The sequence below is a fragment of the Brevundimonas sp. FV1ye29L genome (assembly GCF_058681095.1).
Genome location: NZ_CM178730.1, coordinates 1,386,557 through 1,411,864 on the forward strand (window position 1 = coordinate 1,386,557; position 25,308 = coordinate 1,411,864).

Below are 25,308 nucleotides of genomic sequence, written 5' to 3' on the forward strand. Positions count from 1 at the left end.
GCCGATACGGATGCTGAGACACGGTGTTCGGCCGGCAAGGCGGAATGCGCGGCGCGCCCGATCCTCGGGTCAAGCCCGAGGATGACGGAGGAGTTATTGCGGATGCGGATGATTGTGGTTGCGGCGATGCTTTCGCTTGGGGCCTCTCCGGCGGTCGCGCAGGAGGCGTCGCCGGCTGCATCCATCGATCCCACGGCCGCCCTGAACCTCCAGCCGCCGGTCGAGACCGCGCCGCTGCCCGTCACGGCGCTGGACGACTTCTCGGACCTGACGCCCTGGAGCGCCGACGCCTCCACCGACGTGTCGTCGGCGATCGGCGCCGTGACCGGCCCGGATGGCTCGCCGGCGATGCGGTTGAGCTATGACTTCAACGGCAAGTCCGGCTACGCCTTCGCCGCCCGCGCCCTGCCGCTGTCCGTGCCCGAGAACTACGAGATTCGGTTCCGCGTCCGGGGCGAGGGCCTGCCCAACACCTTCGAGGTCAAGTTCACCGATGCGTCGGGCGAGAACGTCCACTGGCACCAGGTGGCGCGCTATGACTTCCCCGACGGCTGGACCGAGTTCGTCATCAAGAAGCGTCAGGTGATCTGGGCCTGGGGCCCGAACCCGGACAGGACCTTCCGCGGCGCCGAGCGGATCGAGTTCGTCGTCACGGCCGGACAGGGCGGCAAGGGCTGGATCGAGGTCGATGACCTGATCCTGCGCGAACTGCCGCCGGAGCCGGCCGTGCCGCCGCAGCCGCTGGCGACGGCATCCAGCGAGGACGGGCCGGGCGTCGCGGTTCTGGCTGTGGACGGTGATCCGGCGACCGTCTGGCGCACGACGGCGGCGGGCGCGCAGAGCTTTACCCTCGATCTCGGCTTTGAGCGGGAGTTCGGCGGCCTGACCCTGAAATGGGCCGACGGCCTTTCGGCGACGGCCTATCGACTGTCGGCCTCGTCAGACGGTCTCGTCTGGCGGACTCTTGTGGAGGTGACCGAGGGTGACGGCGGGACGGACTGGCTGCGGACGCCGGAGGCCTCTGCGCGGTGGCTGAAGCTGGACCTGATGGCGCCGCCGGCGCGGCAAGCCGGTACGGCGGGCCAGATGGGGGCCGGCCAGACCAATGACCGGGCCCAGACCGCCTACGGCCTGTCCGAGCTGACAATCCAGCCTCTCGCCTTTGGCGAGAACGAAACGAAATTCCTGATGGCCGTCGCGGCCCAGTCGCGGCGGGGCCTGTATCCGCGCGGCTTCCGGGGCGAACAGCCCTACTGGACCCTGGTCGGGGTCGACGGCGGCGGCGAGAGCGGCCTGATCTCCGAGGACGGCGCCATCGAGCTGCGGCGCGGCGGGCCCTCGATCGAGCCCTTCGTGCTGGACAACGGCCGTCTGGTGACCTGGGCCGATGTGGCGACCAGCCAAGCCCTGGTCGAGGACGACCTGCCGATCCCGACCGTGACCTGGACGCACGAGGGCTGGACGCTGAAGGTCACGGCCATGGCCGAGGGCGAACCGGCGAACGCCCGCCTCTATGGCCGCTACGACCTGACCAATACCTCGCGACGGGCGAAGACCCTGACCCTGGCCCTGGTCGGGCGGCCGATGCAGGTCAATGGGCCGGTCCAGTTCCTGGCTGTGCCGGGCGGGGCCAGTCCGCTGATGCGGATCGAAGGCGACGGCCCCCAATTGCGGCTGGGCGATCAGACGACCGTGCGGTTCGCCGGCGACGCGGATCGAATGGTCGGCGCGGCCTTCGAGGCGGGCGCGGATCCGCAGGCCCTGATCGCTTCCGGCAGGGCCGGGGCCGACGGCGCCCTGTCAGTGCGCGATCCGGCGGGTCTGGCGGCGGCGGCGGCCCTCTATGACGTCACCCTGCAGCCCGGCGAGACGCGCACGTACGGCTTCGTCACCCCGCTGGCGGGCGACCACGCCGAGGCCCTGACAACGGATTTCGACGCGGTGCAGCAGCGGGTGGAATCGCAATGGCGGCGCAAGCTGGACCGGTTCGACCTGATCGTGCCGCCCCAGGGGCAGCGGATCGAGGACACGATGAAGACCTCGCTGGCGCACATGCTGATGTCGCGTCAGGGGCCGATCCTTCAGCCCGGGACGCGCAGCTACAATCGCTCGTGGATCCGCGACGGGGCGATGATGGCCGAGGGGCTGAACCGGCTGGGCCACGCCGACCTGTCGGCGGCCTATCTGCGCTGGTACGCCCCCTATGTGTTCGCCAATGGCAAGGTGCCCTGCTGCGTCGATCAGCGCGGCGCCGATCCGGTGCCCGAGAACGACAGCCACGGGGAGTTCGTCTTCCTCGCCGCCGAGACCTGGCGCTACACCGGCGACCGGGCCTTGCTGGAAAGCGTCTGGCCCCAGGTGCAGGGGGCGATCACCTATATGGACGGGCTGCGCGCCTCGACCCGGACCCCGGAGAACCGGACGCGCGAGAACCGCCACCTGTTCGGCCTGCTGCCGCCGACGATCAGCCACGAGGGCTATTCGGACAAGGCGGCCTGGTCCTACTGGGACGATTTCTGGGGCCTGCTGGGCTACAAGGACGCGGTCTTCATCGCCGGGATCCTGGGCGACCGGACGGCGGCCACGCGGATCGCCGCCAGCCGCGACCAGTTTTCCCGCGACCTGCGCGCCTCGATCAGCGGCACGGCGGTGCGGCACCGCATCGACTGGATCGCGGGGGCGGCCGACCGGGGTGATTTCGACGCCACCTCGACCACCATCGCCCTGTCGCCGGGCGGCGAACAGGCCAACCTGCCGCAGGGCCTGCTGAAGCGGACGTTCGAGAAATACTGGGAGAATTTCGTCGCCCGCCAGACCAACGCCGCCGGCTGGAGGGACTATACCCCCTATGAACTGCGCAATGTGGGGGCCCTGATGCGGCTGGGGCGGCGCGACCGGGCGATGCAGGCGCTGGACTTCTTCTTCGCCGACCGCCGGCCTGCGGCGTGGAACGGCTGGGCCGAGGTGGTGGGACGCGACCTGCGCGAGCCGCGCTTCATCGGCGACATGCCCCACGCCTGGATCAGCTCGGACTATATCCGCTCGGCGCTGGACCTGTTCGTCTATGAGCGGGACAGCGACCACGCCCTGGTGCTCGCCGACGGCATTCCCCACGACTGGCTGGACACGGCGACCGGCGTCGGCGTTCGCGATGTCCGCACTCCCTACGGGCCGCTGTCGTATCTGATGGTGCGCAACAACGGGGTGATCGTTCTGGACATCTCACGGGGCGTCGAGGCGCCGGGCGGCTATGTCGTGCGCTGGCCCCAGGGTCTGGCCCTGCCGACCCGGACGCGGATCGACGGCCGCAACGCCAAATGGGATCTGGGCGAGCTGAAAATCCCGGCCGGCGCCCGGCGGGTGGAGATCCGCTAGGCTTGCGTGGGCCGGCGAGGCGGGTCTAAGCCCCACTCATGACCCAGCCGCTCCGCCGCCTGATCGACCTGCCCGGCGTCTCCGATCTGGAGACCAAGGCGCTGATGAAGCCCGGCTATGCCGACCCGGCGCGACGGGACGAGTTTCCCGAGGTGGATGCCTGTCTGGTCGAGAATTTCGGCCTGACGGCGGAACAGGCCGAGGATGCGGCCCGGCCCGGCGACTGGGACCGGGTCGAGCGCCGGCCGCCCGTCGAACAGATCGCGGCCTTCGAGGATGCCGGCTGGGACGTCACCGACGGGAAACGCAAACCGCTGCGGATGCTGACGGTGTTCAGCGAACCCCTGTGGCTGGCGATCCGGGGCGTGGCGGGGACGCTGCCCGAGGCGCCGTTCACGCCAGAACCCGCCGAGGAGAAGAGCGACTGGGGGTCTGACCTCGCGGCCGAGGCGGCGCGGTTCCGGAAGCGGTAGGGGACTCTTGACGATCACGAGTTCGTGAACGACAGTTCCGTCCTGTTCATATCGGAGGGGCCAATGCGCCGCTGGTTACCATTCACCCTCGTCCTGACTGGGCTTGCACTCGTCGCGGTTCAGTTCCTGATCCTCCTGCTCTATCCGGCGTTGTTCCTGGCAATCGCCTTTAGCCAGACCTTTGCCATGGCGTGGGTAATGGCATTCTGGTGCTTCGTGGCGATGTCGATTGTTGGGTCGGTCTGGGCTCTTGGCGAGGCGCGGATCAGGAAGCGGTAGGATTAGAAGCTTGTCCTCCCTGCGCCGCAGGCGTGGGGAGGTGGCGCGGCGCGCTTGCGCCGTGACGGAGGTGGCGCGGCGGTGTCCGACGCATCGGCTGCTTCATCGGCGGAGTCGCCCCCTCCGTCTCCTCGCGATGCTCGGATCCACCTCCCCATTCGCCAAGCGGCGAACGGGGAGGACAGGATTCAAACCCGCCGGAACGCCTGACCCCCGGCATCGAACAGATGCGCCTGTGCCTTCGGGATCGACAGCGAGACCGTCTGGCCGGCGGCGAGGCGGGCGTCGCCGGGGGCGAGGAGGGTCAGGGCCTCCTGACCATAGGCCAGATAGGCATAGGTGGCGTGGCCGAGGGTCTCGACGAAGGTGACCGTGGTGTCGACGCCCGTTTCGGTCGCGATCTCCAGATGTTCGGGACGGACGCCCAGCGTGACCCTGTCGCCCGGCGTGGCGCGGCCGGCGTCGACGGCGACATCGACCGTGTCGCCGGAGGCCGTCTTCACCGTCGCACCTGTCGCGGAGGCCGTCACGACCTCGGCCGGGATCAGGTTCATCTTCGGGCTGCCGATGAAGCCGGCGACGAACAGATTGGCGGGGTGATCGTACAGCTCCATCGGCCGGCCGACCTGTTCGATCCTCCCGGCGTTCAGAACCACGATCCGGTCGGCCAGGGTCATGGCCTCGACCTGGTCGTGGGTGACATAGATCATCGTGGTCTTCAGCCGCTCGTGCAGACTGGCGAACTCGTAACGCATCCGCACCCGCAGGGCGGCGTCGAGGTTGGACAGGGGTTCGTCGAACATGAAGACCTGCGGCTCGCGCACGATGGCGCGGCCGATAGCGACCCGCTGGCGCTGGCCCCCGGACAGGGCCTTGGGCTTGCGGTCCAGATAGTCGGTGATGTTCAGCGTCTCGGCGGCGGCGTTGACCCGACGATCGATCTCGGCCTTGTCCGTCTTCGCCAGGGTCAGGGCGAAGGCCATGTTCTGGCGCACCGTCATATGCGGATAGAGGGCGTAGGACTGGAAGACCATGGCGATGCCCCGGTCGGAGGGGGACAGGTCGTTGACCACCCGGTCGCCGATCGAGACGACGCCGCCCGACAGCTCTTCCAGACCGGCGATCGTGCGCAAAAGGGTGGACTTGCCGCAGCCTGACGGGCCCACGAACACCACGAACTCGCCGTCGGCGATGTCCAGATCCACCCCCTTCAGCACCTCCACGGCGCCGAACCGCTTCTTCACGCCCTCAAGCCGAACTCCGGCCATACGTATTCCACCCGCTACCGCTTGTTTTGTCTGCACCGTAAACGGTTACATCGGGCGGGTGAAGCGGGATTGGAGGCGATCGTCCCGTGCGATCAGCCCGGCGAGAGCGAGCTCGACTGGCCAGAAGCCGTCATCCTCGCCCGTGTGGCGAGGATCCAGAAACGCCGTCGTATGCGATCACCGCCTGCCTCTGCGACAGAGGGTACTGTCGGCCATCGGGAGTCTGGATCCTCGCCACAAGGGCGAGGATGACGGAAATTGATACAGGGACCGATGATCGTGTGCGGCGGACGGCCACTCAGCTCCGGGGCGGCTTCTTCGCCTTGAAGGGTTTGGCGGCGGCGGGTTTGCCGCGCGCGTCCCTGGCGGCCCAGGGACGGTCGCCGCCGGCCGGCTTGCCCTTGGGTTTGCCCTTCCACGGCTGGTCGCCGGCAGGGGCGGGCGCGGCATCGCGCGGAGTCCAGGGCGTCTTGCCGGTCGGGGCCTTCTTCACCCAGGGCTTCTTGCCTTCGGGGGTCGGGTCGGACGGGGTGCGTTTGACCCAGGGTTTCTTCGCCGGCGCGCCGGCGTCGGTCTCGGCCTTCTGCCAGGGTTTGACGTCGGACTCTGTCCGGTCCGGGCGTTCGGCACGGGCGGCAGCGGCGGGGCGTTCGGTGAAGGGACGCTCCTCGCGGGCCTTCCACGGCTTCTTCTCGCCGCCCTCGGCCTTGTCGAACCGGCCGCCCTTTTCGAACTTGCCGCCCTCGGCGCGTGCGGGACGCGGCGAGTCCGTGCGGGGAGACTTGTCCCAGCGGCTGACGGGCTTGTCCTTGGGGCCCGGAGCGACGGCGGTCTCGATGGTGACGCCGTCCTCCATGCCGCGGGCGATCCCCTTCAGGAACCGGTCCTCGGCGCCCTTGGTGATCTCGAACTTGGTCTCGCGGTCGAAGATGCGGATGGCGCCGATGTCGGGTTTGGACACGTCGCCCAGACGGCAGATGGTCGGCATCAGCCATTTCGGATCGGCGTTCTTGTCGCGCCCGATGTTGATGCGGAACCAGGTCATCTCGCCATCGCGGGCGAAGTCGGTCAGGGGGCCGTCCTTCTGGCCGCGATCGTTCTTGCCGGTCGACTGGGCGCGGGCCATGCGCTCGTCATCGCGGACGTCCTCGGGGGCGGGCAGCTTCTGGCGATAGAGGCGGATCAGGGCGGCGGCGACCTGTTCCGGCGACGAGCGTTCCAGCAGCAGCTTGCCGAGGGCCAGGTTTTCCTCATCCGCAGGGGCGGTCAGGACCGGGTCGGACATCATCCGCTCATGATCCTTGGCCTCGATCATCTCGGCGGTCGGCGGGCCGGACCATTCGGCGACGATGCCGGCCGATTGCAGCATCAGCTCGGCCTTGCGGCGACGGGCATAGCTGACCATCAGGACCGAGACCCCCTTCTTGCCGGCGCGGCCGGTACGGCCAGACCGGTGCAGCAGGCCGGCCTTGTTGACCGGAACCTCGGCGTGAATCACCAGGCCCAGATCGGGCAGGTCGATGCCGCGGGCGGCGACGTCGGTGGCGACGCAGACGCGGGCGTGGCCGTTGCGAAGGGCGGCCAGGGCCTCTGACCGCAGGTTCTGGGTCAGTTCGCCCGACAGGCCGACGACGGAGAAGCCGCGCTCGCGCAGGGAGGCGGTCAGGTGTTTCACCCGCTCGCGCGTATTGGCGAAGACCAGGGCGCCGGGGGCCTCGAAATAGCGCAGGACGTTGACGACGCCGTTCTCGATCTCGTTCGGATGGACGCGGATGGCCTTGTATTCGATGTCGCCGTGGGGAGCGTTCTTCGAGGTGGTGTCGATGCGGATGGCGTCGTTCTGGTAGGTCCGGGCCAGGGCGACGATGTCCTTGGCCAGGGTGGCCGAGAACATCAGGGTGCGGCGTTCGGCCGGGGCGGCGTCGAGAATGACGGTCAGGTCCTCGGCGAAGCCCATGTCGAGCATCTCGTCGGCTTCATCCAGCACCACGGCGCGCAAGGCCGACAGGTCCAGGGCGCCGCGCTCCAGATGGTCCTTCAGACGGCCGGGGGTGCCGACGACGATGGCCGCGCCGCGCTCCAGCACCCGGCGCTCGGCGCGCGGGTCCATGCCGCCGACGCAGGTGGCGATGCGGCCGCCGGCCGAGGCGTAGAGCCACTCCAGCTCCTTCGACACCTGCATGGCCAGTTCGCGGGTCGGGGCGATGACCAGGGCCATCGGGGCGGCGTTGTCCTCGACGCGATCGAGATCGCCCAGCAGGGTGTCGGCCAGGGCCAGGCCGAAGGCCACCGTCTTGCCCGAACCGGTCTGGGCCGAGACCAGCAGGTCGCGGCCGGGCTCGGCCTCCAGCACGGCGGACTGGACCGGAGTCGGTTCGGCATAGCCGCGGTCGGCGAGGGCGCGGTCGAGCGCGGGATGGCTGGCGGGGAAGGGCATCGGGAATCCGTATGGCGCGCAGTGCGTCAGCGCGCTGGGCTTGGGTCAGAAAGGGAGGGCGCGCCCCATGCACCGGGAACGTGGCCGAATGGTGTTTGACGAACCGGGGGTGTGACCGGGTGATCAGGAACCGACAGGCGCGGCGGCAGGGGTGAGATGACAGGAATCGACGAATGCGCCAGAGTCGGGCGCTTCGCGGGGACCATACATGTTCAAGACGCTCTTGTCCGCCACCACGGCCCTGACCCTTCTGGCCCAGCCGGCGCTGGCCCAGCAGAGCATTTCACCGGGCTCCACGGTCTCCGGATCGTTGCGGCGCGGCGACGGCACGCTGAACAGCGGGGAGTTCCGCGACGCCTACCGGTTCCGGGGTCAGGCGGGGGATCAGGTCCGTCTGCGGATGACCTCGGCGGACCTTGATTCCTATCTGATCCTGAAGGGTCCTAACGAATTTTCGGAGGAGAATGACGATGCGGCGGACGGGGACCGCAGCGCCGGGATCGACGTCCGCCTGCCGGCCGCCGGCGAGTACACGATTTCAGCGACCAGCTATGCCCCCGGCGAAACCGGCGACTATGTCCTGAGCTTCAATGCGGGCGGTGCGACCACCCGTCCGGCGCGCCCGCGCGGGGAGGCCGCCACGCCGCCGGCGCGGTCGCAGGGAGGGCAGTTCGGCAATCTGAATGGCCGCACCGCCAACACGGGCGCGCGGCGGGCGGCGTCCAACGGCGATCTTCAGCCCGGGGCTACGGCCTCGGGCCGGCTGACGCGAGGCGACGAGACGCTGGGGACAGGGGAGTTCATCGACAGCTGGACGCTGGACGCCCGGCGCGGCCAGACCCTGACGGTGCGGCTGAACTCGGACGACTTCGACCCCTATCTGATGGTGCGCGGGCCGGGCGGCCTCAGCGAGGACAATGACGATGACGCCGCGAGGCGCGGCTCGAACGCCAGCCGGATCACCTTTACCGCCGCCGCCGACGGCCCGGTGACGGTCTCGGCCACCAGCTATCGCTCCGGGGAGACCGGCGGCTATCAACTGGCCGTGCAGGCGGATGAGGATGAAGCCGGCCCGGCGCCGACCGTTTCGGCCGGCAGCGGTCCGGCCCTGAGGCTGGGCGAGACCCGGGAGGGCCGGCTGGCGCCCGGGGCGCGGACCCTGACCTCCGGCGAATACGTCAATGACTTTATCTTCCAGGGCCGTCAGGGGCAGCAGCTGGATCTGCGTCTCGTCTCGACCGAGTTCGACCCCTATGTCCAGATCAGCGGACCGGACGGGTTCTCGCGCTTTAACGATGATTCAGAGGATGGAGGTCGCGACAGCCGTCTTCTGGTCACCCTGCCGGCGGACGGACGCTACACCATCTCGGCGACCAGTTTCGAGGGCGGCGAGCGGGGCGCCTATCGCCTGACTGTGGCGGACGGTGCGGCCTACCGGCCCGGGGCGCCGACCCCCGGGGTCCAGCCGGTCTCGACTACGGGGGACCTGTCCATCGGCCAGACCGTCAGCGGGGTGCTGCAGGCCGGCGACGACACCCTGACGTCCGGCGAATACGTCGACCGGCTGCGGTTCACCGGTCGGCGGGGTCAACGCGTGTCGGTCGAACTGACCTCGTCCGCCTTTGACGCCTATACGATCCTGCGCTCGCCGTCGGGCCAGACGATCAACAACGACGATGGCGGCGAGGGGGGGACCGACAGCCGGCTCGACACCGTGTTGTCGGAGGCGGGCGAGTACACGGTCTCGGTGACGTCGTTTGCGCCCGGCGAGACCGGTTCCTATCGTCTCAGCGTCCAGCCGAGCCAGGGATCGGCGCGTCAGGCCTCGGTCCAGGGCGGCCCCCGGGTCTTCGCCGTGATGGTGGGGATTTCCGACTATGCCGGACAGGCCAGCAACCTGGACTATACTGACGAGGACGCGCTGAAACTGGCCGAGTCCCTGCGTCGCGAAGGCGTGCTGAACCCGGCCAGCGTCACCCTGACCAATGCCGAGGCGACGGTCGACGGCGTCCGCAACGCCTTCCGGCAGGTCGCCGCCCGGGCCGGGCCGGACGACCTGTTCATCTTCTTCTTCTCGGGCCACGGCGGCCAGTCTGATCCGGGGGCGCCCAGCGCCGCGGAGCCTGACGGACGGAGCGAGTCCATCAGCCTGCGGGATGGCGAGATATCCGACACGGAGATGGCGGCCCTGTTCGGCGGCCTGCGGACCCGGTTGTCGATGCTGGTGCTGGACAGCTGTTTCTCGGGCGGTTTCGCCCGCAATGTGGTCGACCGGCCGGGTGTCATGGGCCTGTTCAGCTCCGAGGAGGACCTGACCAGCGCTGTGGCCGACAAGTTCTCGGCGGGCGGCTATCTGGCGCATTTCCTGCGGACCGGCCTCGGCGGCGAGGCCGACGGCGACGGCGACCGGATGGTCACCGCAGGCGAGCTGTCGACCTATCTGCGCCGCCAGTTCAACCGCGACGTCGACGGGGTGGAGTCCGAAACTGTGGACGGCCAGCGCAGCTACCAGAACCTGGTGGTCGACCGCGGCGGCGTACAGGTGGACGACGTGGTGCTGCGCCTGGCGGCCCTCGACGCCGCCGCCGCCGGCCGGCCATAGAAAAAGGGGGCGCCGCATCATCATGCGGCGCCCCCTGTCGGGGCCGGCAGGGCCGACCCTTCGGGCTTCTGTTCTACTGGAACCGGGTGTCGTCGGTCGGCTGGCCGTAGGTGATCCGCGTGCCGCCCTGTTCATAGGAGCGGCCCCCCTGAGCGTACCCCCCCTGGACCTGACCGCCGTGACCGCCGCCTGACGGCAGGCTGATCGGCGCGGCGGGGCCGTTCGTCACGTCGCAGCAGTCTTCGGGCGGCGGACGGTTGGGATCGGGCTCGACGAAGTGGATCTCCGGCTCGGCCACCGTGACCTCGGACGGCCGCACCCGGACATTGGGCGCTTCCAGATAGATCTGGGCGGGCGCGACATTGACCGGCGGCGCGTCGACGATGACAGGCGGCCCCTGGATGTAGACGCGCTGCGGCGGCACATTCACCGGCGGGGACACGATCCGCACGCCCTGGGCCTGCATGTGAACGGGTGCGGACGGCCTGACCGAATAGAAGGGCGCCTGGACGACCGGGGCCGAGCAGGGCAGGCAGCCGGACGGATAGGGCTTGGGGGCCGGCGGATAGTAGGGGGCAGGCGCCGGCGGGTAATAGGGAGCCGGAGCGGGCGGCGCCACGGGCGCGCAGGCCGATGGCGCATGGCCGCCCTGGCCGTAGCCGCCCTGGCCGTAGCCACCCTGTGAATATCCGCCCTGGGCATAGCCGCCCTGGCCGTAGCCGTGGCCGTTCTGGACGTAGCCGCCCTGGGCATGGCCGCCGCTGGCGTAGCCGCTCTGGTAATAGCCGCCTTGCGAATAGCCGCCGGACGTGGCGCAATAGTCGACCACGCGGGTCGAATAGCGATTGCCGTAGGTGCGGCCGAAGCCGCCGACGGCATAGCCGAAGGGCGCGCTGGGTCCGGCGACGCCCGAGAGCTGGATCCCGGCGTTGCCGTCAGGACCCATGGGCGAATAGTAGTCGCCGCCGCCGACATAGCCGGAGCCTCCGCCGAAGCGCTGGGCCCCGTAGCCACTGTAGGATCGGGCGTTGAAATACGACCCGCCGCCGTATCCGCCGCCGCCGTAGCTGCTGGAGTTGGCGTTCGAGTTGGTGTTCACGTTGTTATTGACGTTGACGTTGACGTTGCTGTTCCAGCCGCCGCCACCCGGCCGACCGCCGCCGCTGTGGCCGCCGCCGCCAGACCAGCCTCCGCCGCCACTGTGGCCGCCGCCGCCCGACCATCCGCCGCCGCTATGGCCGCCACCGCCCGACCATCCGCCGCCGCCGGTATGACCGCCGCCGCCCGAGCCGCCGCAGCCGCCGCCACAGGTCGAGCCGCCGCCTCCGGAGCCGCCACGAGAGCCTCCGCCTGCGCTCCCGCCATAGTTGCCCGCATGGGCGCTTCCCGCTGCCGCGGCCGCCAGGGTCAGGCCCGCAGCAATGATGATGATCCGGTTCACAACGACCACTCCAATCTATGTGAAGCGACGTAGAGCAAGACGCGGACCGGTTGTGCCACTTGCACCCGGGACGCGGTTAGTAACCATATCGATGCACCTGTGGGGCGAGCGAATTCGACCCCCAATCCCGGCAGGGGCGTCAAACATAACCTTTATGGCGAAGGTTCCGAGCTCCACGCGCGCGCCACGGGACTTAACCATAACCTCGCGTTGCTGAACCCGGATGGGAACCACTGTCGACCGCTCCAGGTCCAGTCGCAGCGGGACTTTGCGGGATATCGGCGATGGGGAAATGGTGGATGCTGCAGGGATTGAACCTGCGACCCCCTCGGTGTGAACGAGGTGCTCTCCCGCTGAGCTAAGCATCCGGACCAGACGTGTCGCACCTGATTCAGGCAGCGACCGGGGAGGCGCGGACATAGCTTGCCGCCCGCCAAAGGGCAAGCGTCAGATGCCGGTTGCACGGACCCTTTCGGCACGGCCCCGCTTGCGAGCCCGGGACACCGCGCGATCCGACCGGCCCGGATGTCCCGATTCGGGACACCGGCCGGCCAGGGGCGGGCCCGCCCGCGCTGACGCAGGATGGGACGGCGGAGTCAGTGCTCCCCGTTCAGGGCCGCGAACACCTGGGCGTATTCGCCGCGCGCCTCGGCGCCGGACAGGAATTTGACCCGTTCGACCAGCACCTCGTCATGTCCCGCCTCGAACAGGGCGAGGCTCTCTGCGGTAAAGTCGGCCAGGGGCATGGAGTTCGGGTTTTCGGCGTGACCGGGCATCAGGTCGGTGGCGACGGCGGGGGGCGCCCATTCGATGACGCGGACCGACGTGTCCTTCAGCTGGTGGCGCAGGGACTGGCTCCAGGAATGGATGGCCGCCTTGGTGGCGTTGTAGGTCGGGGTGGCGGCCAGGGGCACGAAGGCCAGGCCCGACGACACGGTCACCACGGTGGCCGACGCTTTCGACCTCAGATGCGGCAGCAGGGCCGCCGTCAGCCGGATCGGGCCCAGCAGGTTGATGGCGATGATCTGTTCGGCGATCGACAGGTCGACGGGGTCGGCCGTCAGGTCCTCCGGAACCATGATCCCGGCATTGTTGATCACGACGTTCAGGTCCGGGTGGTCGGCGACGATGCGGGCGGCGAAGGCCGTGATGTCGTCGGCCTTCTCCACGTCCAGAACGGCGGTGGCCATGCCGGGGTTGGCGGCGGCGACGGCCTCGAGCGCCGACGGACGCCGGCCGGCGATGATCACCCGGGCGCCGCGCGCGTGCAGGGCCTCGGCCATGGCCTTGCCGATGCCGGAGCCGCCGCCGGTGATCAGGATGGTGTCGTTGCGGGTGTCCATGGGTCTTCTCCTCAGGTGTTGGAAACCGATGGAGGGTGATCTAGAACCGACACTCTCCAATGGAAAGTAGGCACCGGAATGTGCCATACGCACCGAAAGGAAACTGATGTCCGCGCCTGCGCCCATTCCCCCGCACGACTATCCACCCGTCGATCCGCGCGTGGAGGCCCTGGTCAATGAGGTCATCGGCCGGGTGGCCGACAAATGGACCATGATCGTGCTGGACGTGCTGGCCGAGAACGGCGAGCTGCGTTTCACCCGCGTCGGGGAACTGGCGGGCGGGATCAGCCAGAAGATGCTGACCCAGACCCTGCGTCAGATGGAGCGCGACGGGCTGGTGATCCGGACGGTGCACCCGGTGGTGCCGCCCAGGGTCGAATACCGCCTGACCGACATGGGCTTCAGCCTGGCCGAGGCCTTCTGCGGCGTCTGGACCTGGGCCGAGGCGCATCTGGAACGGATAGAGACGGCCCGGGCGAGGTTTGATGCCGCGAAGGCGGGGTAGGGAGCGCCCTCACGTTCCCGACGGCGTCCTCTGACCTGGCCTTTTCGACGCCCATTCCAGCAGCTTGTCCAGGGCCGGACACATGGCCTGGCCCCAGGGGGTGAGGGCGTAGTCCACCCGGGGCGGCACCTGGGGCCAGACGGTGCGCTGGACGATGCCGTCGGTCTCCAGGTCGCGAAGCTGCTGGATCAGCATCTTCTGGGACACGCCCGGGATGGCCCGCTCAAGTTCCGAGAAGCGCAGCACCTGTTTGTCGAACAGATGGAAGATGATGACCATCTTCCAGCGCCCCTCCAGCATGCGGAAGGCGGCCTCGACGCCCGACGCCGCCATGTCGGGGGTGACGTCCGCGAGGTCACCTGTGGGTGAGTACCCTACTTTTTGGTCAGTACTTGCCATGTTCGGAGGCTACGCGCATTTCCGATGTCACGCCAGTGGAGATGCGAGATGACCGTCAGACTGCCCGCCCCGATCGACCGCTATTTTCAGGCCGCGAATGCCGCCGACCCGTCCGCCGTGGCCGCCGGCTTCACAGCAGACGCCTCGGTGCGGGACGAGAACGCCGACCACCACGGCCGCGACGCCGTGGCGGCCTGGGCCGCCGCCGCGCGCGTGAAATACCGCTTCGTCGCCGAACCCCGCAGTTTCGAGCCGACTGCGACGGGCGGCGTCGTCACCGCCCATCTGACCGGCGACTTTCCCGGCGCGCCCGCCGATCTGCGCTACCGCTTCACCCTTGAGGGGGATCTGATCGCGGCGCTGGAAATCACGGTGCGCCCGGCCTCGGCCGAGTTGCTGGGTCGGCGGATCCTCGTCACCGGCGGCAGCCAGGGCATCGGCGCCGCCATCGTCCAACGCCTGCGCCAGGCCGGGGCGGTGGTCTTCACCACGGCCCGTTCGATGCCTGACGGGCTGGAGCATCCCGACCTGTTCGTCGCCGCCGACACTGCGACGCCGGATGGCGCGGCGAAGGCGGCTGCGGCGGCCCTGGCCCGGCTGGGCGGCGTCGATGCGGTGATCCACAATGTCGGCGGCTCCACCGCGCCCGGCGGCGGCCACGCGGCGCTGGACGATGCGGCCTGGTCCGAGGCTCTGGAGACCAATCTGATGTCGGCGGTCCGGCTGGACCGCGCGCTGCTGCCGTCGATGCTGTCCCAGGGCTATGGGGTGGTGGTCCATATCACCTCGATCCAGCGCCTGCTGCCGCTGTATGAATCGACCACCGCCTACGCCGCCGCCAAGGCCGCCCTCGGCGCCTACAGCAAGGCCCTGTCCAACGAGGTCGGGCCGCAGGGCGTGCGGGTGGTGCGGGTGTCGCCGGGCTTTACCCAGACCGATTCGGCCACGCGGCTGATTGAACGGCTGGCGGCCGCCGAGGGGACCGATTTCGACACGGCGCGCCAGGTGCTGATGCAGTCGCTGGGCGGCATCCCCATCGGTCGGCCGAACCGCCCCGAGGAGGTCGCCGACCTGGTCGCCTTCCTGACCAGCGACCGGGCCTCCGCCATCCACGGCGTGGAATATACGATCGACGGCGGCAGCGTTCCGACGGTCTAGGGTCTCAGAGCCCGGCGAGGGCCCGCATGACGTAGAAGTCCGACAGCAGGCCGTCGAGCGCCTCTTCCAGATCCTCGAAATGGTCGATGAGGACGTCGCCGCCCAGGTCCTCGGGCGGGATCGGCGTATAGCCGTATGTGACGACGACACAGGGCATGCCCGCGTCGCGGGCGGCCCCGGTGTCGGGGGCGGCGTCGCCGACCATAATGGCCCGGGCGGGATCTCCGCCCGCCTTGAGCACGGCCTCTTTCAGATGGGCGCCCGAGGGCTTGCGGGCGCTGACCCGGTCGGGGCCGACGATGGCGGCGAAATGGCGGGCGAGATCGATCTTCGTCAGCAGGAGTTCGGACAGGTCGGTGCGTTTGTTGGTGGCCACGACCAGCAGGGCGCCGCGCGCGGCCAGCCGCTCCAGCGTCTCCACCACCCCCTCATAGGGCCGGGAATGGTCGGCGATATGATCGATATAGTCGGCGATAAAGGCGTCAAACAGGGCGGGGTCGCGCGCGTCCTCGGCCGGCGCGCCCGCCTGTTCGAAGCCATGCTGCAGAAGGGCCCGGGCTCCGCCGCCGATCAGGGCCGACGCCCCCTCCATCGGAACCTCGGGCAGGCCGTGGTTCACCAGCATCCGGTTCAGGGTCCCGACCAGATCGCCATGGGTCTGGACGAGGGTGCCGTCCAGATCGAAGGCGAGGGTCCAGCCCTCAAGGTCGCGATCGGTCATACGGGTCCCCGGAACATCGGGCGGACCTATGGACCGGGGCCGGGCGGACGTCCAGCCGGGACGCGGCGGCCGTATTTTCGCCGTCTTGATCACAGGTCCGTCAGAAAGCCGCCGTAAATCCAGCCTGCCGCGGGGGCCAGGAAGGCCTGCCAATTCTTGAGCCGGACCTGTCGTGACTGCCTATATCGAATGGCTGGCGGACCATTTCCGCACCCAGGCCGGCGATGGACCGACCCTCGCGACAGGGGCGACGCGCCATGTGCTGGGCTATGCGACCGGATACGGGGTGGCCCAGATCGCGCCTTTCGTCCTGTCGCTGCGGACCCATTTCGACGGCGGGGTCTTTCTGGTGGTCGATCCAGAGGCGGAGATGCTGGCCTTCCTCGCGGCCCACGACGTCCAGGCCCTGCATCCGCCGAAGCGGCCCGGCTGGCGACCGCATGCGGCGGTAGAGCGTCTGGCGGCGTTCGAGGCCGTGCTGCAACGCCTGCCCGGTGATGCCGTCGCCCTGCTGACCGATGTGCGCGACGTGCTGTTCCAGGGCGATCCGCTGACGCCGGCGCCGACGGTGATCGAGGCGTTCGAGGAGGCGGGCGCCTGTGGCGACCACCGCTTCAACATGAAATATATCACCGCCCTGGCGGGGCCGGGCATGGCGGAGCTGATCCGGGACCGGCCCGCCCTGTGCGTCGGGACGGTGGTGGGGCCGGTGCGGGATCTGGCCCGGTTGTGCCGTACCATGCTGATGCTGTCGGGACGCCCCCGGTCGGCCCTCGGCGGGGCCTTCGGAGCCGATCAGGCCACTTTCAATGTGGCGGCGCATCTGGATCTGGCGCCCATTGTGCGACGGTCGAACTTCTCGCGGGTGGCGACCGTGGGGCTGGTCGACGGGCGGCTGTTGAGGCTGCACAGCGGCCGGATCCTCAACCCCGACGGAGGGGTCAGCCCGATTGTTCATCAGTACGACCGGCATGAGCATCTGCATGAGCATGTGCGGCGGCGCTGGTCCCCGGACCTGCCGACCCGTCGCCAGGCGCCGGGGCGTCCGTTCGTCGTCCGGCTGGAGCGTCTGGTCCAGTCCTTCCGCCGCCGGATCCCGGAACTGAGGTAGAGCCGGCTTTCGCGGCGTCCGGCCATGCGGTATCGGCAGGGATCGCCACCGCGCCGGGATTGCCATGACCAGAAGAGCCGCCATCATCCTCGCCGCCGGACAGGGGACGCGGATGAAGTCGCCGTTGCCCAAGGTGCTGCACCGGGTCGGCCATCGCGCCATGCTGGACCACGCCATTGATGCCGCCGAGGCCCTGGGCTGCGAGCGGATCGTGGTGGTGGTGGGAAGCCATTCGCCGGAGGTCCGGGCCCATGTCGTCAAACGGCTCGGCGAGGACGCGATCGCCGTGCAGGACCCGCCGCTGGGCACCGGCCATGCCGTGCGGGCGGCCGAGGCGCTTCTGGCGAACTTCGACGGTCAGGTGGTGGTCACCTATGGCGACGTGCCCCTGTTGAAGGCCGCAGACATCGAGCCGGTGTTTGCCGCGACCGATGGTGTGACCGTGATCGGTTTCGAGGCGCGCGATCCCGGCGCCTATGGCCGGCTGGTGATGGACGGAGAGGTCCTGGCCGCTATCACCGAGGCGAAGGAGGCCTCGGCCGAGGTTCTGGCGATCACCGCCTGCAACTCCGGCGTCATGGCCGCCCCGGCGGGATTGCTGTTCGGGTTGCTGGCGCAGGTGACGAACGGGAATGCGAAGGGCGAATACTATCTGACCGATGTGGTCGAACTGGCGCGCAGGGCCGGGGCGCCGACCCGGGCGGTGTTCGCGTCGGAGGACTCGGTGATGGGGGTCAATGCGCAGGCGGAATTGGCTGAGGCCGAGGCCCTGTTCCAGAAGGTCCAGCGCGAGGCCTTCCTGGCTGTCGGGGTGACCATGCCGGCGCCCGAGACCGTCCATTTCGCCTGGGACACCGAGATCGGGGCGGGCGCGACAGTGGAGCCCTTTGTGGTCTTCGGGCCGGGGGCCAAGGTGGCGGGCGGCGCCCGCATCCGCAGCTTTTCCCATATCGAGGGGGCGGTGGTGGCCTCGGGCGCCGAGGTCGGTCCCTATGCCCGGCTGAGGCCCGGCGCCGATCTGGGCGAGGGGGTCAGGGTCGGCAATTTCGTCGAGGTCAAGAATGTCCGGATGGAGGCCGGCGCCAAGGCCAACCACCTGTCCTATCTGGGCGACGGCACGGTGGGCGCGGGCGCCAACATCGGGGCGGGGACGATCTTCTGTAACTACGACGGTTTCTTCAAACACCGGACGACGGTGGGCGAGGGGGCCTTCGTGGGGTCCAACAGCGCCCTGGTGGCGCCGGTGACCATCGGGGCGGGGGCCATGGTGGGATCGGGATCGGTGATCACCCGCGATGTGGCGCCGGGCGACCTGGCCCTGGGGCGCGGGGTGCAGACAGCGAAGCCTGGCTGGGCGGCGCGCTTCATGGAGACCATGCGGGCGAAGAAGGCGGCGAAATCGAAATGAGCGACGCACAGAAACAACGCGCCGGAGAGGCCGCCGCCCTGCGGGTCGAGGCCGGGATGGTCGTGGGGCTGGGGACCGGCTCGACGGCGGCCTGGTTCGTCAAGGCGCTGGCGGCGCGGAACCTGCCGGGGCTGCGCTGCGTGCCGACCTCGGAGAAGACGGCGGATCTGGCGCGCGAACTGGGCCTGACCCTGTCGACGCTGGACGATACGCCGCGCCTCGATCTGACCGTCGACGGCGCCGACGAGATCGGCCCCGGCCTGGCCCTGATCAAGGGCGGCGGGGCCGCCCTGCTGCGCGAGAAACTGGTGTGGGAGGCCTCGACCCGCTGCATCTGCATCGCCGACGCCGCCAAGGTGGTGCCGGTGCTGGGCGCCTTCCCCCTGCCGATCGAGGTCGTGGCCTTCGGGCACAAGACGACGGGCAACCGGATCGCCGACGTCCTGCTGGACCACGACATCGCCATGCCGGCCCGGGTGCGTCAGGCAGACCGGGGCATCGTCCGCACCGACGGCGGCAATGTCATCTATGACGCCCGCTGTTTCGCCATCCACGACCCGGCGCGGCTGGCCGACGACCTGAAGCTGATCACCGGCGTGGTCGAGCACGGATTGTTCCTCGATCTGGCGGACGAGGCGATCATCGGCTTGGATTCCGGCGTGGATGTCCTACTTCCGTAGTTCGACCCCTCCGCTTTCGTCATCCCCCGGCGAGCGTAGCGAGACCGGGGGACCCAGCGGCGCCGAAGGCGACCACTTCCGATGCGGAACAGCCCGTGTTCGCGACAGGTTCGCGCTCTCGCGCGCCGCCGGGTCCCCCGGTCTGCGCCGCCGGGTGGCGGCTTGCCGGAGGATGACGAAAGAAAAAATAGAAAGCGCACGATCATGACGACCTACGACTACGACCTCTTCGTCATCGGCGCCGGTTCGGGCGGGGTGAGGGCGGCGCGGCTGACGGCGCTGGGCGGCAAGCGGGTGGCGATCGCCGAGGAGTTCCGGGTCGGGGGCACCTGTGTCATTCGCGGCTGCGTGCCCAAGAAGTTCATGGTCATGGCCTCGGAGGTCAGCCACGCGCTGGAGATCGCCGAGGGCTATGGCTGGTTGTTCGACAATGCGAAGTTCGACTGGCCGAAATTCCTGGAGTCCAAGGATGTCGAGATCGCCCGGCTGTCGGGCATCTATGCCGCCAATCTCGGCAAGGCCGGGGTCGATCTGGTGCACGGACGGGCGATCCTGAAGGACGCCCATACAGTCGCCATCCTCGACAAGTCTGGCGCCGAGAGCCGCAAGATCACCGCCGAAAAGATCCTGATCGCCACGGGCGGCCGTCCATGGAAGCCCGAAAGTCTGCCGGGGATCGAGCATGCGATCACCTCGGAAGAGGCCTTCCACCTGCCGGAACTGCCGAAACGCATCCTGATCGCGGGCGGCGGCTATATTGCGGTGGAGTTCGCGGGCATCTTCGCCGGGCTGGGGGTCGAGACGACCCTGATCTATCGCGGGCCCAACATCCTGCGCGGCTTCGACGACGATGTGCGGGCGCATCTGGCCGGCGAGATCGAGAAGCGGGGCATCAAGGTCATCCTGGGCTGCCAGCACAGGTCACTGGAGAAGACGGACACCGGCATCGTCAACCATCTCGAAAACGGCATGACGCTGGAGACCGACGTGGTGATGTTCGCCACGGGCCGGATTCCCTATGTCGCCGACCTGGGCCTGTCGAACGCGGGCGTCGAGCTGAACGACGAGGGGGCGATCAAGGTCGATCCGTATTCAAAGACGACGGCGGACAATATCTGGGCCATCGGCGACGTGACCGACCGGATGAACCTGACCCCCGTCGCCATCCGCGAGGCCGTCGCCTTCCACGAGACCGTCTATCGCAACAACCCCCAGCATTTCGACTATGAGGCCGTGGCGACGGCGGTGTTCAGCCAGCCGCCCGTCGGCATCGTCGGCCTGACCGAGGCGGAGGCGCGACACAGCTGTTCCAACGGCGTGGACGTCTATGTGGCCCGCTTCCGGCCGATGAAATACGCCTTCACCGGCTCGGACGAGCGGGTCCTGATGAAGCTGGTGGTCGATGCAGAGAGCCAGCGCGTGGTCGGGGTCCATATCGTCGGGCCGGAGAGCCCGGAGATGATCCAGCTGGCCGCCATCGCCGTGAAGGCCGGCCTGACCAAGGCCCAGTGGGACGCCACCTGTGCGGTTCACCCGACCATGGCCGAGGAACTGGTGACGTTGAAGGAGAAGCAGTCGGCATCGAGCGGGGCGGTTTAGGGATGGGGCCGACCGCGACATCGTCCTGGGGTTCGCACGTTCATTGTCCTGAGCGGGCCTTCGGAGTATGGAGCGCGCCATGAATACGCGTTGGACCCCCACATCGTGGAAGACGAAACCCGGCCTGCACATGCCGGCCGACTATCCGGATTTGCGCGCGCTGCAGGCCGCCGAGGACGAATTGCGCGCCCTGCCGCCGCTGGTCTTCGCGGGCGAGGCGCGGGCCCTGACGTCCAAACTGGCCCAGGTCGAGGCGGGCGAGGCCTTCCTGCTGCAGGGCGGGGACTGCGCGGAGAGCTTCCGCGAGTTCTCGGCCGACAACATCCGCGACACCTTCCGCCTGCTGCTGCAGATGGCGGTCGTCCTGACCTTCGAGGGCCGCAAACCGGTGGTGAAGGTCGGCCGGATCGCGGGCCAGTTCGCCAAGCCGCGCTCCTCGCCGGTCGAGACCATCGACGGGGTCGCCCTGCCGTCCTATCGCGGCGACAACATCAACGGCATGGGCTTCACAGCCGAGGAGCGCGCGCCTGACCCGCAGCGGTTGATCAAGGCCTATAACCAGTCGGCCTCCACCCTGAACCTGCTGCGCGCCTTCGCCAGCGGGGGCTATGCCGACCTGCAGAACATCCATCGCTGGACCCTGAGCTTCGCCGACAATTCGGCCGGGACCCAGTATCGCGAACTGGCCGAGAAGATCACCGAGTCCCTCGCCTTCATGGAGGCCGTGGGCGTCACGCCCGCGACCCACCCCGACCTGGCCCGCGTCGAGGTCTTTACCTCGCACGAGGCCCTTTTGCTGAACGTCGAGACCGCCCTGACGCGGATCGACAGCGGCTCGGGCGAGTGGTTCGACACCTCGGCCCACATGCTGTGGATCGGCGAGCGGACGCGTCAGCTGGACGGCGCCCACATCGAATTCATGCGCGGAATCAGGAACCCGATCGGGGTCAAGTGCGGCCCGACCATGGAGGCCGACGACCTGCTGCCCCTGATCGACGCGCTGAACCCCGAGAATATTCCCGGTCGCCTGACGCTGATCGGCCGCTTCGGCCACGACAAGGTGGGCAAGCGACTGCCGGGCCTGATGCGGGCCGTGAAGGCGGCGGGCAGGCGGGTCGTCTGGTCGATCGACCCGATGCATGGCAACACTCTGACGGCCGACAATGGCTACAAGACGCGGCCGTTCGACCGGATCATGGGCGAGGTCCGCAGCTTCATCGATGTGGCCGAGGCCGAGGGGGTCCACCCCGGGGGCGTGCATCTGGAGATGACGGGCCAGAATGTGACCGAGTGCCTCGGCGGCGCCACCGCTGTGACCGTGGACGACCTGTCGAGCCGCTATCACACCCATTGCGACCCGCGCCTGAACGCCGATCAGGCGCTGGAGCTGGCCTTCCTCGTGGCCGAACGACTGAAGGTCGGACGGATCAAGCGGTCGCAGGCGGCGTAGCCGGCGGGAACAGGGGGGCGACTCGGGCGATCGCAGCCTCGGCCTCCGCCCGGTCGGGGGTCTCGTCCTCGATCCCGTAGCCGACCATGTCGCCGCCCCTCGTGCTCTGGATGACGATGCCGTCGGGGCGCGGGACCACGGCGACCCCGCCGTAGAAGAGGGTGTAATCGACCTCGGGCTGGGGCGCGAGCCAGGCGATCTGGCCGCGCACCGGGGTGATGGTCTGGTCGTTCCACAGGGCGCGGGCGCCATAGCCGGTGCAGTTGACGACCACCTTTTCGGGCAGGGCGCCGATTTCCGCGGGCGTATGGAATTCTCGCGTCTCGATCCGCCCGCCCTGCATCAGGAACTCGGTCAGGAGCCGGTGAGCCAGTTCGGTCACATTGAACTGCAGGCCTGACCCGAAGCGGGCCGAGACGACCGGGAAGGGCGTCGTCTCAACCGGGATCGCCATGCTGCGTGGAACGATATCGCGGATGCGCTCGCCGTATTCGGCGAAGCGGATTTCCGGGCTGGCGTTGTCCTCGCGGGGCTTCGCCGGCGCCGCCCGCCCGGCCAGGATGTAACGGTTGCGGAAGACGACCGGATCGCCTTCCGTGCCGAGATAGGTCTGGTGGGTGGCGAAGCTCTCGCGCGCCATCCGCTCCCAAAGGTCTGGAAAGCCGACGCCAACCTTGTCCGCATCGGCGATGCGACTGTCCGGAGTCCATGTCCCGGTCGCCCGCATCGAACGGGTGAAGGGCGTCCGCTCGCGGGCGTAGACGACCACGCGGGCGCCGAGACGCTGCAACTGAAGCGCCGAGGTCAGGCCAAGGGCGCCGCAACCGATGACGGCGATCGTCGGCGGGCCACCGGCCGATCCCGCTGTGGACCCGGCGAGCGCCATGGCCTTGCGCGCCGCGATGCCGCTGGACCCCCAGGACAGGGACCAGCCGCTGCCGCCGTGGCCGTAGTTGTGCACCACCATGGCGTCAGCGACCCGCTCGATGTCCAGGCGCGGCCCGGCAGCGCGGAAGGGGCGGGTGCAGACCGTGATGCGAATGATCCGCTCGGGCCGCATCAGGATCGGCGCAATACGGCGGGGCGCGAAGCCGGGGCGAACCGCGACCGGCGCGGCCGTCGTGGCGCAGGCGGACACCAGACCGGAGGCGCCGAGCCCGCCGAGCCCCGTCAGCAGGGCGCGGCGGCTGGGGGTCTGAACGGGGCGCATGGACGGCTCCAGATCGGATCGGACCGCTTCAGCCTAGCCTGACTGTGGAGGCGTCGCCAGCAATTGCCGGTCGGGACGGCTTGTGATCATGACGCCGGCGCCTCAAATGCGCGCAGACGCCGAGGAACCTCATGCCAGAAGATATCGGAAGACCGGAAAACGACGACCGCCCGGGGCGTCTGGCCTTTCAGGGCGCCCCCGGGGCGTTCAGCCACGAGGCCTGTACGGCCTTGCGTCCCTGGGACGAGCCGGTGCCGTTCGAGACGTTCGAACAGGTGATCGAGGCGATCCAGTCGGGTGATTGCGAGGGAGCCCTGATCCCGGTCGAGAACTCGTCCATCGGTCCGGTGGAGCCGGCGGCGACCCTGGTGCGGGCGACCGGACTGACGCCCGTCATCGATGTGTGGCGGCCGATCCGTCACGCCCTGATGGCGGTCGACGGCGCGCGGCTGTCGGACATCCGCACGGTGGAGAGCCACCCGATCGCCCTGGCCCAGTGTGAACAGACCCTGGCGCGTATGGGGCTCAGCCCCGTCGTGGCCTTCGACACGGCCGGCGCCGCCTGCGCCGTGGCCGAGGCCGGAGATCCGACGCGGGCGGCCCTGGGCCCCGTTGCGGCGGCGGAGGTCTATGGATTGTCGATCCTGCGCCACGATCTTCAGGATTCAGCCAATAACCGGACACGATTTGTCCTTCTGGCGCCGTCCAAGGGTTGACGGCGCACGATCCTTGCGGCTCTAGAGGGCGCGTGGATCGCCCCTGATCCGCTCACCGGCCAGAACCGTTCAAGCCATGACTGCCTCGCGCGCTGAGATTTCGACCCTTTCGACCCGTTCGCGCGCGGTTGCCGGCTTTTATTTTGGCTCGCTCTATTTCGGCTTTCGATACGCCGGCTGAGGCCTCGAGCGCTCTTCGCTCCTGACAGCCTCGCCGGCGACCGCTCTGGACCAGGGCGGCGGCGCACCCCTGCACCCCTTATCGAAATCTTTGACATCAGAGCTCCATCATGACCGTCTCCACCTCCCTCAAGTCCGCCCACAATTCCGTCTGGCCTGACATGAATCCCGCCGACATGACGCCCGAACAGACCGCGCTTGCCGCCCTGCGTCACGAGATCGACCTGATCGACGACCAGCTTCTGGAACTGTTCGAGCGCCGTCTGGCCATCGCTGCGACCGTCGGCAAGGCCAAGGATGCGCCGAGCGGACCCCACACCAAATTGCGCCCCGACCGCGAGCAGACCGTTCTGGGCCGTATGCTCGAACAGGCCGAGCCGCAGAACGCCGAGGCCGTCGCCGGTCTGTGGCGCGAAATCGTCGGCTGGGGTCTGGCGCGTCAGGGCCAGCTTCAGGTGCAGGTCTGGTCGCCCAAAGACCCGACCCGGGCCTTCGACGGCGCCCGCCGGCGCTTCGGCATGGCCGCCGACATCCGCATGGTTCGCGACCCGCAGGCGGCGCTGGCCTTCGCGGCCGAGGGCCATGGGGTGGCCGTCCTGGCCATCAACAACGACGACGACTGGTGGGTCGGCCTGCGCCGCGACTGGTCCAGCCTGTCGGTGTTCGACGGCTTCGGCCTCGGCGGGGGTCAGCCGACCGCACTCGCTGTAGGCAAGATCGATCCCCCGGCCCTGCCGAAGGGCCGCCGGGTGGTGGTCAGCGCCGGCGGCGATGCGGGCGACGGCGGCGGCGCGCGCCGCTGGGGCCTGTCGACCCACCACGGCTGGACCCTGGCCCTCACGGACGCCGACCATCTGTCGCCCGGCGACGCCGAGGGCTGTGTCGGCGCGATAGGCTGAAGCAGAGGGAGCAGGGACCAGGGTTTAGGGACTTGGGATTAGGGACTAGGGTCG

20 protein-coding genes and 1 tRNA gene are annotated in these 25,308 nt (G+C 69.0%); 13 read left to right on the forward strand and 8 right to left on the reverse strand.

Going from position 1 to position 25,308, the window contains the following annotated elements; translation table 11 throughout:
* The first annotated feature begins 102 nt into the window (after positions 1-102).
* The 3 genes from ACW17W_RS06820 to ACW17W_RS06830 are packed head-to-tail and all read left to right on the forward strand — an operon-like array spanning position 103 to position 4,127.
* Positions 103-3,375 carry a discoidin domain-containing protein gene (locus ACW17W_RS06820; RefSeq protein ID WP_492080000.1) on the forward strand — a complete coding sequence of 1,091 codons (3,273 nt, stop codon included), beginning with the start codon at positions 103-105 and terminating at the stop codon, positions 3,373-3,375.
* A 38-nt stretch (positions 3,376-3,413) separates the two neighbouring features.
* Positions 3,414-3,848, forward strand: a complete 435-nt coding sequence (locus tag ACW17W_RS06825; protein WP_492080001.1) for a hypothetical protein — start codon at positions 3,414-3,416, stop codon at positions 3,846-3,848.
* Positions 3,849-3,872: 24 nt separating this feature from the next.
* The gene (locus ACW17W_RS06830; RefSeq protein WP_492080002.1) at positions 3,873-4,127 is read left to right on the forward strand and encodes a hypothetical protein; all 255 of its coding nucleotides are present in this window, start codon (positions 3,873-3,875) and stop codon (positions 4,125-4,127) included.
* A 188-nt stretch (positions 4,128-4,315) separates the two neighbouring features.
* Here the strand turns inward: ACW17W_RS06830 and ACW17W_RS06835 are convergent, their stop codons facing one another.
* The gene (locus ACW17W_RS06835) at positions 4,316-5,395 is read right to left on the reverse strand and encodes an ABC transporter ATP-binding protein (RefSeq protein WP_492080003.1); all 1,080 of its coding nucleotides are present in this window, start codon (positions 5,393-5,395) and stop codon (positions 4,316-4,318) included.
* Positions 5,396-5,693: 298 nt separating this feature from the next.
* Positions 5,694-7,832, reverse strand: coding sequence for a DEAD/DEAH box helicase (locus tag ACW17W_RS06840; protein ID WP_492080004.1), 2,139 nt, complete (start codon positions 7,830-7,832; stop codon positions 5,694-5,696).
* 208 nt (positions 7,833-8,040) lie between these two features.
* On the opposite strand from ACW17W_RS06840, the gene ACW17W_RS06845 reads away from it, so the two are divergent.
* Positions 8,041-10,434 (forward strand): pre-peptidase C-terminal domain-containing protein, encoded by a 2,394-nt coding sequence (locus ACW17W_RS06845; RefSeq protein WP_492080005.1) that lies wholly within the window; start codon positions 8,041-8,043, stop codon positions 10,432-10,434.
* A 73-nt stretch (positions 10,435-10,507) separates the two neighbouring features.
* Here the strand turns inward: ACW17W_RS06845 and ACW17W_RS06850 are convergent, their stop codons facing one another.
* The 3 genes from ACW17W_RS06850 to ACW17W_RS06860 all read right to left on the reverse strand — a co-directional run bounded on the left by ACW17W_RS06850 (position 10,508) and on the right by ACW17W_RS06860 (position 13,218).
* Positions 10,508-11,875: a hypothetical protein gene (locus tag ACW17W_RS06850; RefSeq protein WP_492080006.1), complete on the reverse strand. Its 1,368-nt coding sequence runs from the start codon at positions 11,873-11,875 to the stop codon at positions 10,508-10,510.
* 293 nt (positions 11,876-12,168) lie between these two features.
* Positions 12,169-12,243: transfer RNA gene (locus tag ACW17W_RS06855), tRNA-Val, on the reverse strand.
* A gap of 228 nt (positions 12,244-12,471) precedes the next feature.
* The gene (locus ACW17W_RS06860; RefSeq protein ID WP_492080007.1) at positions 12,472-13,218 is read right to left on the reverse strand and encodes an SDR family oxidoreductase; all 747 of its coding nucleotides are present in this window, start codon (positions 13,216-13,218) and stop codon (positions 12,472-12,474) included.
* A 106-nt stretch (positions 13,219-13,324) separates the two neighbouring features.
* Between ACW17W_RS06860 and ACW17W_RS06865 the strand changes: the two genes are divergently transcribed.
* Positions 13,325-13,723 carry a winged helix-turn-helix transcriptional regulator gene (locus tag ACW17W_RS06865; RefSeq protein WP_492080008.1) on the forward strand — a complete coding sequence of 133 codons (399 nt, stop codon included), beginning with the start codon at positions 13,325-13,327 and terminating at the stop codon, positions 13,721-13,723.
* A gap of 9 nt (positions 13,724-13,732) precedes the next feature.
* Here the strand turns inward: ACW17W_RS06865 and ACW17W_RS06870 are convergent, their stop codons facing one another.
* On the reverse strand, positions 13,733-14,056 hold the full coding sequence (locus tag ACW17W_RS06870) for a winged helix-turn-helix transcriptional regulator (protein ID WP_492080009.1): 324 nt from the start codon (positions 14,054-14,056) through the stop codon (positions 13,733-13,735).
* Between the two features lie 114 nt (positions 14,057-14,170).
* Between ACW17W_RS06870 and ACW17W_RS06875 the strand changes: the two genes are divergently transcribed.
* Entirely contained in the window at positions 14,171-15,280 is a 1,110-nt protein-coding gene (locus ACW17W_RS06875; RefSeq protein ID WP_492080010.1) for an oxidoreductase, read from the forward strand.
* A gap of 4 nt (positions 15,281-15,284) precedes the next feature.
* Here the strand turns inward: ACW17W_RS06875 and ACW17W_RS06880 are convergent, their stop codons facing one another.
* On the reverse strand, positions 15,285-16,001 hold the full coding sequence (locus ACW17W_RS06880) for an HAD-IA family hydrolase (protein WP_492080011.1): 717 nt from the start codon (positions 15,999-16,001) through the stop codon (positions 15,285-15,287).
* 172 nt (positions 16,002-16,173) lie between these two features.
* Between ACW17W_RS06880 and ACW17W_RS06885 the strand changes: the two genes are divergently transcribed.
* The 5 genes from ACW17W_RS06885 (at position 16,174) to ACW17W_RS06905 (ending at position 22,249) form a co-directional block, all read left to right on the forward strand.
* Positions 16,174-17,112, forward strand: a complete 939-nt coding sequence (locus tag ACW17W_RS06885; RefSeq protein WP_492080012.1) for a hypothetical protein — start codon at positions 16,174-16,176, stop codon at positions 17,110-17,112.
* Positions 17,113-17,176: 64 nt separating this feature from the next.
* Positions 17,177-18,520: a bifunctional UDP-N-acetylglucosamine diphosphorylase/glucosamine-1-phosphate N-acetyltransferase GlmU gene (gene glmU, locus ACW17W_RS06890; RefSeq protein WP_492080013.1), complete on the forward strand. Its 1,344-nt coding sequence runs from the start codon at positions 17,177-17,179 to the stop codon at positions 18,518-18,520.
* Positions 18,517-19,200, forward strand: a complete 684-nt coding sequence (gene rpiA / locus ACW17W_RS06895; protein ID WP_492080014.1) for a ribose-5-phosphate isomerase RpiA — start codon at positions 18,517-18,519, stop codon at positions 19,198-19,200. Before glmU ends, rpiA begins: the two co-directional genes overlap by 4 nt.
* 204 nt (positions 19,201-19,404) lie before the next feature.
* On the forward strand, positions 19,405-20,799 hold the full coding sequence (gor, locus tag ACW17W_RS06900) for a glutathione-disulfide reductase (protein WP_492080015.1): 1,395 nt from the start codon (positions 19,405-19,407) through the stop codon (positions 20,797-20,799).
* 79 nt (positions 20,800-20,878) lie between these two features.
* On the forward strand, positions 20,879-22,249 hold the full coding sequence (locus ACW17W_RS06905) for a class II 3-deoxy-7-phosphoheptulonate synthase (RefSeq protein ID WP_492080016.1): 1,371 nt from the start codon (positions 20,879-20,881) through the stop codon (positions 22,247-22,249).
* On the opposite strand, the gene ACW17W_RS06910 is transcribed toward ACW17W_RS06905, so the two are convergent.
* On the reverse strand, positions 22,227-23,459 hold the full coding sequence (locus tag ACW17W_RS06910) for an FAD-dependent oxidoreductase (RefSeq protein ID WP_492080017.1): 1,233 nt from the start codon (positions 23,457-23,459) through the stop codon (positions 22,227-22,229). The two genes, ACW17W_RS06905 and ACW17W_RS06910, sit on opposite strands and share 23 nt — an antisense overlap.
* A 131-nt stretch (positions 23,460-23,590) precedes the next feature.
* Here ACW17W_RS06910 and ACW17W_RS06915 point away from each other — a divergent pair, with 131 nt between their 5' ends.
* Together ACW17W_RS06915 and ACW17W_RS06920 are read left to right on the forward strand one after the other, a co-directional pair.
* Entirely contained in the window at positions 23,591-24,175 is a 585-nt protein-coding gene (locus ACW17W_RS06915; RefSeq protein WP_492080018.1) for a prephenate dehydratase domain-containing protein, read from the forward strand.
* 290 nt (positions 24,176-24,465) lie between these two features.
* Positions 24,466-25,254, forward strand: coding sequence for a chorismate mutase (locus ACW17W_RS06920; RefSeq protein ID WP_492080019.1), 789 nt, complete (start codon positions 24,466-24,468; stop codon positions 25,252-25,254).
* The last annotated feature ends 54 nt before the right edge of the window (positions 25,255-25,308 follow it).

Excerpts from the sequence above, each read along its gene's own strand:
- ACW17W_RS06820 (WP_492080000.1), top strand. The coding sequence starts at position 103 with ATGCGGATGATTGTGGTTGCGGCGATGCTTTCGCTTGGGGCCTCTCCG.
- ACW17W_RS06825 (WP_492080001.1), top strand. The coding sequence starts at position 3,414 with ATGACCCAGCCGCTCCGCCGCCTGATCGACCTGCCCGGCGTCTCCGAT.
- ACW17W_RS06835 (WP_492080003.1), bottom strand. The coding sequence starts at position 5,395 with ATGGCCGGAGTTCGGCTTGAGGGCGTGAAGAAGCGGTTCGGCGCCGTG.
- ACW17W_RS06840 (WP_492080004.1), bottom strand. The coding sequence starts at position 7,832 with ATGCCCTTCCCCGCCAGCCATCCCGCGCTCGACCGCGCCCTCGCCGAC.
- ACW17W_RS06845 (WP_492080005.1), top strand. The coding sequence starts at position 8,041 with ATGTTCAAGACGCTCTTGTCCGCCACCACGGCCCTGACCCTTCTGGCC.
- ACW17W_RS06860 (WP_492080007.1), bottom strand. The coding sequence starts at position 13,218 with ATGGACACCCGCAACGACACCATCCTGATCACCGGCGGCGGCTCCGGC.
- ACW17W_RS06865 (WP_492080008.1), top strand. The coding sequence starts at position 13,325 with ATGTCCGCGCCTGCGCCCATTCCCCCGCACGACTATCCACCCGTCGAT.
- ACW17W_RS06870 (WP_492080009.1), bottom strand. The coding sequence starts at position 14,056 with ATGGCGGCGTCGGGCGTCGAGGCCGCCTTCCGCATGCTGGAGGGGCGC.
- ACW17W_RS06875 (WP_492080010.1), top strand. The coding sequence starts at position 14,171 with ATGACCGTCAGACTGCCCGCCCCGATCGACCGCTATTTTCAGGCCGCG.
- ACW17W_RS06880 (WP_492080011.1), bottom strand. The coding sequence starts at position 16,001 with ATGACCGATCGCGACCTTGAGGGCTGGACCCTCGCCTTCGATCTGGAC.
- glmU (WP_492080013.1), top strand. The coding sequence starts at position 17,177 with ATGACCAGAAGAGCCGCCATCATCCTCGCCGCCGGACAGGGGACGCGG.
- rpiA (WP_492080014.1), top strand. The coding sequence starts at position 18,517 with ATGAGCGACGCACAGAAACAACGCGCCGGAGAGGCCGCCGCCCTGCGG.
- gor (WP_492080015.1), top strand. The coding sequence starts at position 19,405 with ATGACGACCTACGACTACGACCTCTTCGTCATCGGCGCCGGTTCGGGC.
- ACW17W_RS06905 (WP_492080016.1), top strand. The coding sequence starts at position 20,879 with ATGAATACGCGTTGGACCCCCACATCGTGGAAGACGAAACCCGGCCTG.
- ACW17W_RS06910 (WP_492080017.1), bottom strand. The coding sequence starts at position 23,459 with ATGCGCCCCGTTCAGACCCCCAGCCGCCGCGCCCTGCTGACGGGGCTC.
- ACW17W_RS06915 (WP_492080018.1), top strand. The coding sequence starts at position 23,591 with ATGCCAGAAGATATCGGAAGACCGGAAAACGACGACCGCCCGGGGCGT.
- ACW17W_RS06920 (WP_492080019.1), top strand. The coding sequence starts at position 24,466 with ATGACCGTCTCCACCTCCCTCAAGTCCGCCCACAATTCCGTCTGGCCT.